9 protein-coding genes are annotated in these 9,433 nt (G+C 74.1%); 1 reads left to right on the top strand and 8 read right to left on the bottom strand.

The features are described from left to right. The 8 genes from G3I41_RS07415 to G3I41_RS07385 all read right to left on the bottom strand — a co-directional run. Positions 1 to 1,634: MFS transporter (locus tag G3I41_RS07415; RefSeq protein ID WP_164399502.1), on the bottom strand; the 1,634-nt coding region annotated here is incomplete at its 3' end. Between the two features lie 199 nt (positions 1,635 to 1,833). Continuing rightward, positions 1,834 to 3,276 carry a glycosyltransferase family 39 protein gene (locus tag G3I41_RS07410; protein WP_164399501.1) on the bottom strand — a complete coding sequence of 481 codons (1,443 nt, stop codon included), beginning with the start codon at positions 3,274 to 3,276 and terminating at the stop codon, positions 1,834 to 1,836. Between the two features lie 66 nt (positions 3,277 to 3,342). Continuing rightward, positions 3,343 to 3,975: a response regulator transcription factor gene (locus G3I41_RS07405; RefSeq protein ID WP_164399504.1), complete on the bottom strand. Its 633-nt coding sequence runs from the start codon at positions 3,973 to 3,975 to the stop codon at positions 3,343 to 3,345. Positions 3,976 to 3,980: 5 nt separating this feature from the next. Then, positions 3,981 to 5,183: a sensor histidine kinase gene (locus G3I41_RS07400; protein ID WP_164399500.1), complete on the bottom strand. Its 1,203-nt coding sequence runs from the start codon at positions 5,181 to 5,183 to the stop codon at positions 3,981 to 3,983. 53 nt (positions 5,184 to 5,236) lie between these two features. Beyond that, the gene (locus G3I41_RS07395) at positions 5,237 to 5,956 is read right to left on the bottom strand and encodes an ABC transporter permease (protein ID WP_164399499.1); all 720 of its coding nucleotides are present in this window, start codon (positions 5,954 to 5,956) and stop codon (positions 5,237 to 5,239) included. Then, entirely contained in the window at positions 5,956 to 6,936 is a 981-nt protein-coding gene (locus tag G3I41_RS07390) for an ABC transporter ATP-binding protein (RefSeq protein WP_164399503.1), read from the bottom strand. The genes G3I41_RS07395 and G3I41_RS07390 overlap by 1 nt, the downstream gene beginning before the upstream one ends. Before the next feature lie 213 nt (positions 6,937 to 7,149). Continuing rightward, positions 7,150 to 7,326: a hypothetical protein gene (locus G3I41_RS36315; protein WP_203600444.1), complete on the bottom strand. Its 177-nt coding sequence runs from the start codon at positions 7,324 to 7,326 to the stop codon at positions 7,150 to 7,152. A gap of 121 nt (positions 7,327 to 7,447) precedes the next feature. Next, positions 7,448 to 8,722 carry a hypothetical protein gene (locus tag G3I41_RS07385; protein WP_164399498.1) on the bottom strand — a complete coding sequence of 425 codons (1,275 nt, stop codon included), beginning with the start codon at positions 8,720 to 8,722 and terminating at the stop codon, positions 7,448 to 7,450. A gap of 198 nt (positions 8,723 to 8,920) precedes the next feature. On the opposite strand from G3I41_RS07385, the gene G3I41_RS07380 reads away from it, so the two are divergent. Beyond that, positions 8,921 to 9,433 (top strand): Nif3-like dinuclear metal center hexameric protein (locus G3I41_RS07380; protein ID WP_164399497.1); only part of this gene is annotated, 513 nt, incomplete at its 3' end.

The raw sequence follows: 9,433 nt of genomic DNA, 5'->3' as shown, positions 1-9,433 counted from the left end.
CGGCCCCGCGCGTCCGTGGTGGTGAGCCCCGCCTGCCGGCCCTGCCGGTCGATCAGGGTGACGTTGGCCCCGGCGACCGGGGCCCCGGCCGCGTCCAGCACCCGGCCGCGGAAGCCCTCGGGGCCCGGCAGGGGGAGCGGCTCGACCTCCTCGGCGGCACGCCGGGCCGCCTCGTCGCCCTCGCTGCTCGCCAGCAGGACCGGCGCGGTGGCCGTGCGCCGGGACGGCAGGAACGAGGCCAGGACGAGACCGGCGACCACGGCGCCCGTCGCGATGAGGAACGAGATCCGGAAGCCCTTCATCGTGGGGACCTCGACCGCGCCCATGGTGGTCGAGGTGTGGGCCAGGACCATGCCGATCACCGCGCTCGACACCGAGGTGCCGATGGAGCGCATCAGGGTGTTGAGCCCGTTGGCGGCGCCGGTCTCCGAGGCGTCGACGGCGCCGATGATGAGGGCGGGCAGCGACGAGTAGGCGAGCCCGATGCCGGCGCCGAGGAGGACGGCGATCAGCACGGTCTGCCAGGGGGCGCTCATCAGGCCGAGCCCGGCCCCGTAGCCGATGGCGATGACCAGCATGCCGATGATCAGCGAGACCTTCGGGCCCTTGCGGGCGGAGATCCGCGCGTACAGCGGGGCGACGAACATCATCGTCAGGCCGAGCGGGGCCACGCAGAGCCCGGCGACCACCATCGACTGGCCGAGGCCGTAACCGGTGGAGGCGGGCAGCTGGAGCAGCTGGGGCAAAACCAGGGAGACGGCGTAGAACGCGACGCCGACCATGATCGAGGTCAGGTTGGTGAGCAGCACCTCGCGGCGGGCCGTGGTCCGCAGATCCACCAGCGGGGCGTCGCTGCGCAGTTCGAAGAGCCCCCACAGCACCAGCACGACGAGCGAGGCGGCGATCAGTCCCAGGGTGGTGGGCGAGGACCAGCCCCAGTCGCTGCCCTTGGTGATCGGCAGCAGCAGGAGCACCAGGCCGAGCGAGAGACCGAGCGCGCCGACCGTGTCGAACCGGCCGGGGGCGCGCAGCGTGGTCTCCGGCACCGCGAACACGGTCAGCGCCATGGCCAGCACGCCGAGCCCGGCCGCGCCGAAGAAGAGGACGTGCCAGTCGGTGTGCTGGGCGACGAGCGCGGCGGCCGGCAGCGCGAGTCCGCCGCCCACCCCGATCGACGAACTCATCAGCGCCATCGCCGAACCCAGCTTCTCGCGCGGCAGTTCGTCGCGCATGATGCCGATGCCCAGCGGGATCGCACCCATCGCGAAGCCCTGGAGGGCGCGGCCCGTGATCATGACGACGAGGTCGTCGGTGAAGGCGCATATCAGCGAGCCGACGACCATCACGGCGAGGCTGGCCAGCAGCATCCCGCGCTTGCCGTACAGGTCTCCGAGCCGCCCCATGATCGGCGTGGCGACGGCTCCGGCGAGCAGGGTGGCGGTCATCACCCAGGTCGCGTTGGAGGGGGCGGTGTGCAGAAGGGCGGGCAGATCCTTGATGACGGGGACGAGCAGGGTCTGCATCACGGCGACGGTGATACCCGCGAAGGCGAGCACGGGGACGATTCCCCGGCCCGCCTTCGCGCGCGGATCAGGAAGTTCCGCGCCGGGCTGTTCGTGCGTCGTCTGTGGCATGCGTGCGGCCTCCGGGCAGCGGTGAGAAGGGGGCGTGCGTACGGTTACGGCCGGTGCCGAGGGCAGCACCGACCGCCAAGTCTGTGCAGGGTGAACCTTCCTCGGCTACGGCGTATTCCGGGGCGCGGGGTGCGAAGGGCGCGCGGGTGCGCGCGGGCGCGTGCCGATGCGAGGGGACACCGTGCCGGTCCTGCGCGGGTCAGTTCCGTTCGTACAGCGTCACCCGGCGCCCCCGCACCCGCTGGTCCTCGATCACGGTGAAGTAGTCCTTCAGGACGGCCGCCTTCGCCTTCTCCCGCCGCCCGTTCTCCGGACGCGCCGCTCCCGGCGCGTCCGTGACCAGCAGTATGCGGCGCTGGGCGAGCATCGCCTCCCTGATCCTGGCGGGTGCGGCCTCCACCCCGTTCAGCGTCCCGGACGCACGCGGGCTCCGGGCCAGCGCTATGTCGCGCAGACCGGTGAACGCCTCGGGCGAGACCAGCCGCGCGTCGCGCCGGGCGCCCGGCAGGAACACCACCGCGGTGCCCGGCTCCTTCATGCGGCGCACGTCCGCCGCCATGGCCAGCACGTCGTCCACCCGGCTCGACGGCGACCGCTTGGCCAGCGACTGCGGCAGCAGCGCCGCCACCGAGCAGGCGAGCACTACGGGCACGAGCCACCGCGACGCCGCCGGGAACCGGGGCGCCACCGCCCGTACCGCCGCCCCCAGCAGCGAGCCGATGAGCAGCGCCAGGCCGAGCAGGCTGAAGAGGACGTAGCGGTCCAGGAAGAGCGGCTTCCCCAGCGAGACGGCGGCCAGTCCGAGCTGGGGGACCGCCAGCAGTGGCAGGCCCACCGACGCCACCGAGAGCCGGCGCCCGCCCGGCCGGTCCACCAGGGCCCCGAGGCCGCCGATCGCCAGCAGCACCGCGGGGCCGATCATCATGTGCCAGGTCAGCGGCGGTATCCAGGACACCTGCCGGGACTGGCCCGAGGTGTACAGCACCAGCGGCAGCGCACCCGCCACGGCCGCCGCCGAGGCCACCGTCCAGCGCGCCCACACCCGGCGCCCGGCCCCGCTCCACGCCAGCGTCGCCGCGTGCGCGGGCAGGATCAGCAGCGAGAACCAGTTCAGCAGCGCGCAGACCAGCACCGTGCCCGCGTACGCCGCCCAGCACCCCCACCGGCCGCGCCCGCCGAGCAGCGTCACGAGGAGCAGCGTCGAGACCCCGGCGCCCGCCGCGACCAGCGCGTACGGGCGGCCCTCCTGGAGGTAGAACTGCGCGGCCGGCAGCAGGCAGAGCGCCATCCCGGCGCCCAGGCCCGCCCATCTCCCTGCCAGCCGCTCGCCGATGGCCGTCACACAGGCCGCCGCCACGGCCATCGCCAGCACGGAGGGCAGCCGCAGGGCCGTGGTCGTCGGCCCGAACCAGTTGAAGAGGCCGTGCATCAGCAGGTAGTAGAGCCCGTGGACCGCGTCGACGTGGCCCAGCATGAGCCGTATCTCGGCGGCGGAACGCAGGGCCACCTGCCAGGTCGCCGCCTCGTCCCGCCACAGGCTGTCCTGCCGTGAGAGCCCCCAGAGCCCGAGGCCCAGGGTCCAGAGGGCCGGTATGAGCCAGAGCGGGGGGAGGCGGCGAGGCGTGGGTATGCGGGATGACATGAGGTGACCGGGTCCTGGGTGCAGAGGGTGCAGAGGGTGCAGAGGGTGCCGAGGGTGCGGACGCGGTCAGAGCCAGCCCTGCTGCCGGGCCACGCGGACCGCTTCCATGCGGTTGCGGGTGCCCGTCTTGCCGATCGCCGAAGAAAGGTAGTTGCGGACCGTGGATTCCGACAGATGCAGCTTGCCGGCGATATCGGCGACCGTCGCCCCGTCCGCCGACGCGACCAGCGCGTCCCGCTCCCGGGCGGTGAGCGGACTCGGCCCCGAGCTGAGCGCGGCGGCGGCCAGCGCCGGATCGACCACCGTCTCCCCGGCGAGCACCCGGCGGATCGCCTCGGCCAGTTCCTCGACCGGGCCGTCCTTCACCAGGAAGCCCGACGCCCCTGCCTCCATCGCCCGGCGCAGATATCCCGGCCGGCCGAAGGTGGTGAGGATCAGCACCCGGCAGTCCGGGACCTCCTCGCGCAGATCGGCCGCCGCGTCCAGGCCGCTGCGCCCCGGCAGTTCGATGTCCAGCAGCGCCACGTCCGGCCGGGACGCCAGCGCGGCCGCCACGATCTCGTCGCCCGCGCCGACCTGGGCCACCACCTCGATGTCCGGTTCGAGCCCGAGCAGCAGGGCGAGCGCGCCGCGCATCATCCCCTGGTCCTCGGCGAGCAGAACGCGGACGGACCGGGCCGGGGGGTGCTCCTGAGGCATCTCGTTCACCGGCCCAGGGTAGGCGAGCAGGCCGGGCCGTCCCCCGCTCCGGGTGCCGGCGTCGCGCGGGCGTCGCCGTCCTCGTCGCCGCCCGCGTCCACCGGGAGTTCGGCGGTGACCACGAAGCCGCCGTCCGGGCCGGGGCCCGCCACCAGGGAGCCGCCCGCCGCCGCGAGCCGTTCGGTGAGCCCCTTGAGACCGGTGCCGCCGATGCCCGGGGCGGGCGCGGGGCCCTCGGGCCTGCCCCGGCCGTCGTCGGTCACCGTGAGCCGGACCTTCCCGCCCGCGCCGCCGACCTCGAACACGCAGCGGGTCGCCGTGGAGTGCCGCACCACGTTGGTGACGGCCTCCCGCACCACCCAGCCCAGCAGCGCCTCGGTCTGCGGGGCGAGCGGCGGCCCGGAGCGCCGGACGACCGGTTCGATCGCGGCGGCGGTCAGGGCGGACCTGGCCCGGTCCAGCTCGGTCGCGAGGCTCCCCTCGCGGTAGCCGGTGACGGCCTCCCGGATCTCGGTGAGCGCCTGGCGCCCGACCGACTCGATGTCGGCGACCTGGGACAGCGCCGCGTCCACGTCGCGCGGGGCGAGCCGGCGCGCGGCCTCCGACTTCACCACGATGACCGAGAGCGTGTGGCCCAGCAGGTCGTGCAGATCGCGTGAGAAGCGCAGCCGCTCCCGTTCGACGGCGGCCCGGGCCAGCTCCTGCCGGGTGGCGCGCAGCTCCGTCACGGTCTCGGCCAGCCGGAGGATCGCCGACGTCACGGCCCCGGAGATGAACGTCCCGTAGCCCAGCGTCCACGGCGGCGACGCGCTGTCGTCGCGCCAGACCGCGACCACGCACGCGGCGACCGCGAGCCCGAGCAGCCCGACCGCCAGCAGCCGGTGGCGCAGGACGGTGCCGGCGGCCAGCGAGAGCAGCGGGAAGAACAGCAGCCAGCTGCCTCCGTAACCGATGGCCAGGGCGAAGGTGACGGCGGCCAGCGCGCCCAGCAGGACGTACGTCACCGGGCTCTCGCGCTTCTCCTTGGTGAAGCCCCGGAACACCACCGAGATGTAGAGCGAGTTGAAGGCCAGCAGGCCGGCGCCGGCGATCCACGGGGTGGGGGTCTCGCCCTGGAAGAGGTTGGAGAAGGCGCCGAGGCCCATCAGCAGCCACGGCAGCAGGGCGTACGGCGACGGCGGTCCCGGCCTGCGGCCCTCCTTCCGCATCCGGCGGCGCTCCTTGAACGACGGTCGTCCGGTCCCCGGCATGTGCGCTCCCGTCACTCGGTCCTGGCGGACCGACGGTACGAGATCACCGCGTACGCGCCGAACAGCAGGAGCCATGCGGCGAGCACGCCCAGGGTCATGGCACCCGGCGCGTGTCCGTCGGTCGTCGCCCAGCCCAGGTCCGCGAACCGGTTGGCCGGGGTGAACCGGCCGACCGAACGCAGCCACTCGGGCAGCATCTCCAGCGGGAACCACAGTCCGCCGAGGACGCCGAAGCCCATCAGGCAGGCGACGTTGACGACGCCGGTGCCCTGCGGGGTCAGCCGGTAGCCGTTGCCCAGGCCGAGGAGGGTGAAGGGCAGCGCGCCGGCCCACAGCAGCACCACCAGCACCGCCCACTGCCAGGCCGCCATCCGCACCCCGTTGACGAGGGCGCTGGCCAGCAGCACGGTGAGGATCACCGGCAGCACGGTCACCGATCCGCTGACCGCCCGGCCCACCACCGCGTGCGAGGGGGCGAGCGGGGTGACCCTCAACTGCTGGAGCCAGCCGAGGGACTTGTCCGACGCGACGCCCGTACCGATCGACATCGCGGAGCCGAGCGCGCCGTACGCCGCCATGCCGACCATGGACGCGGTCTTCCAGCCGTCGGCGCTGTCGTCACCGATGTTGGTGAAGAGCAGGTACATCAGCACCGGCATGCCCGTGCCGAAGACCAGGAATCCGGCGTCACGCAGCGTCCGGCGCATTTCGAGCAGGATGTAACGGAACATCAGACGGTCTCCTTCTCGGTCCGGGCCGCGGTCCTCGCGCGTGCGGTGTCGCCGGGCTTCGTGGTGTCGCCGGGCGCGGCGGTGCCGCCCGGCGCGGGCTCCCCGGGTGCGGTGAGCGCCAGGAAGGCGGTCTCCAGCGTGGCCCGGGAGACCTGGAGGCCGCGGACCAGGCCCAGCCGGGCCAGCTCCACGACCGTCGCGTCCGAGTCGTCGGTGCGCAGCAGGGCGCGGTCGCCGGTCACCTCGACGGCGACGACACCGGGCAGCCGGTCCAGGCCCTCCGTGGGGCGGCCCGCGAGGTCGAAGGCGACCTGGCTGTGCCCGGCCGCGTCCTTGATGGCCTCGCCGCTGCCGTCCGCGACGATCCGGCCCCGGTCGATGACGACGATCCGGTCCGCGTTCTCGTCGGCCTCCTCCAGGTAGTGCGTGGAGAAGAGCACGGTGTTGCCGCGCCGGGCGTAGGCCCGCATCGAGTCCCAGAACGCGCGCCGCCCCGCCACGTCCAGGGCGGCGGTCGGCTCGTCCAGCACGATCAGCTCGGGGTTGCCGGCCAGCGCGACGGCGAACCGCACCCGCTGGGTCTGGCCGCCCGAGAGCTTGTCGATGCGCCGGTCCGCGTACTCCGCCACACCGGCCAGGGCCAGCGCCTCGGCGACCGGCAGCGGACGCGGATAGGTCGAGGCGACGAAGGCGACCAGCTCGCGCACGGTCACCCTGGGTATCGGCCGGCCCTCCTGGAGCATGGCGCCGACCAGACCCGCCCGCACCGCCTGCCCGGGGGAGCGGCCCAGGACCCGCACCGCCCCCTCGTCCGGCTCGTCGAGTCCGAGCAGCAACGAGATGGTGGTGGACTTCCCCGCCCCGTTGCGGCCGAGCAGGGCCACGGTCTCGCCCCGCCCGATCCGCACGTCGAGCCCGTCGACGGCCCGCACGCTCCGTCCGGCCCGTCCGAACGTCTTCACCGCCCCGGTGAAGACCACCGCGGCCTCGTCGTCCCTTGTCTGCGTCATGCCTACGACGTTACGCAGCGTGAATGTGTGGCGGCAGATGCAGATGTACGCGGTCCGCCATGACTTTTGTCATCGCGGATGCGGAGGCTCCGCATCCGGTCGTGTACAGCACGGCGCCCCCGCCGCCCGGGACGGTCTCCCGGGCGGCGGGGGCGCCGTATTCCCCTCCTCGGACGGCGGCGGTCAGGCCGCCGCCGCGCCGCTCTCCTCGGCGGGGCGGCGATGGCGGCCGGCCGGCGTCGCGGCCGTGTCGTCCGTCGCCACACCCCCTCGGTGCTTTCCGGAGCCGCCGGCGTCGCCCCGCTGCGCGTCCGCCCCCGGCGGGAACGTCTGGGTCGTGTCGGTGCGGGCTTCAGACATGTGGGAAGTCACCCCGTTGTGATCGCTTACGTGTGTGCCAACCGGAGCGTCACGCCGCCGCTCGTCCGGGAAAGGTCACGGTCGGTGACCGAGACGCACGGTGCGTGAGTCCGGCCCAAGCTTAGTCAGGAGCCTTACGCCCCATGAGTGGCGCCTGCCCCAGAGGAACCGGTGTACACACTGGAGGATTCACCGATGGCGCGGAAGGTTGCTTACCACTTACGTCGCACGCGGATTCCGTCTCCTCCGGCATGTCCACCAGGGCCACCGCGCACGCCGTGTCCCCGTCCGCGTACGGGAGTCCGAGCACCCCGTCACGCGACCAGATCCCGCTGCCCGCCAGCCAGCCCCCGGGCGCGGCGAGCTGGTGCAGCCGACGGCCCGAGGGGCGCCACAGGCCGATCCAGCTGCCCGCGGCCCCGTCGATCCTGAGGGCCACCGCACAGCTCTCCGGCATCAGCATCTGCCCCGGCTGCACGGCGAACGGCACCACCGAGCAGTCCGGCAGCCGCAGGCACTCGGGGAACCGCACCGGCAGGCAGCTGCCGAGAACCCCCCAGCCGAGCCGGTCCCGGCCGGGCGCGTCCGAGCGGATCAGCAGCAGCCCGCTGTCCGGGTCCGCGAGCAGCAGCCGGTCGTCGCTGTCCGGCGCGATCTGGAGCAGCGGGGTCATCTCGGCGCCCCGCCCCAGGTCCACCGCGACCGTCTTCACCGGGCCGCCGCCCGCCGGTTCCCGGTCCAGGGCCAGCAGCCGGCCCGCCCGGTCCAGCCAGACGCCGCCGGAGCAGCGGCCCGGCAGATCCGCGAGGTGCTCGGGTCCGGCCGTCCCGCCCGCCACGCGCCACAGCTCCGTGGAGTACGCGCCGACCGCCAGGGCGTACGCGCTCGCCCCGTCCGGCGACGGCGGCAGCAGGGTGAGCGCGTCCCGCTCGACGGCGCCGAGCAGCAGTTCGCCGGTGCCGGGGCCGGTCGGGTAGAGCAGCGAGAAGGTGTGCCGCTCGGCGACCCGCCGCCGGATCAGCACCCGCCCGTCGGCGAGCGGCACCACCTGCGCCTCCGCCTCCTCCGGCTGATCGGTCGGCAGCGGCACGGCGTACGGCTCGGGCCCGTCGAGCGTCCAGCGCTCGGCGTACCAGGCGGTGTCTCCGCCGGGCACCGGGGCGGCGGTGAGCCGGGCGCCGTACGCGCCGTCGGTGGTGAGCGTGAAAGGGGGCAGAACCGTTTCGGCGGGGGTGTCCGCCGCGGGAGCCCCGAGCGCCGCGGTACCCCCCGCCGGGCCGCTCTCCGCGAGGGTCCCCGCGGGGCCGGCGGGGCCGCCGGGACCGGGGTCCGGCGCCGGTCCCGGCGGACCGCCGTCGTCCGTCGTGGCCCCCTCCTCGATGGCACAGGCAGTCATCGACTCATCACCTCCGGCAACCGAAGCTAGTTTTCGCACTTCCAGCCGAACAACACGACCTCTCCCACTTCACACATAAGGGTGGTGATGGCCGGATTTCGCTGTACGGCCGGGGGTGCGTGTGCTGTGCGGGGCCGAGCCGTCGGCGGCCCGTTCCCGGGGCTTCCCGGGGCGCTGCGGGCAGGTAGCCTTTCCTCCGTGCCCCGTCTGTCTGAAGTCATCTCCGAGCTCGACGCCCTCTGGCCGCCCGAGCGGGCCGAAGAATGGGACGCGGTCGGCACCGTGTGCGGTGATCCGGACGCCGAGGTCCACCGGGTGCTCTTCGCCGTCGACCCCGTCCAGGAGATCGCCGACGAGGCGAGGGAACTGGGCGCGCACCTCGTCGTGACCCATCATCCGCTCTACCTGCGCGGTACGACGACGGTCGCGGCGGACACCTTCAAGGGCCGCGTCGTGCACACGCTGATCCGGGACGGCATCGCGCTGCACGTGGCCCACACCAACGCCGACACCGCCGACCCCGGCGTCTCCGACGCCCTGGCCGCCGCGCTCGACCTGCGCGTCGAGCGCCCCCTCGTACCGGACCCGACGGACCCGGCGGGCCGCCGGGGGCTCGGCCGGATCTGCGTGCTCGACCACCCCGAGACCCTGGGCGCCTTCGCAGCCCGCGCCGCCGCCCGGCTGCCCGCCACCGCGCAGGGCGTCCGCCTG

It is taken from the genome of Streptomyces sp. SID9727 (genome assembly GCF_010550605.1).
Lineage (GTDB): Bacteria > Actinomycetota > Actinomycetes > Streptomycetales > Streptomycetaceae > Streptomyces.
This window is presented reverse-complemented; position numbering and strand designations above follow the sequence as displayed.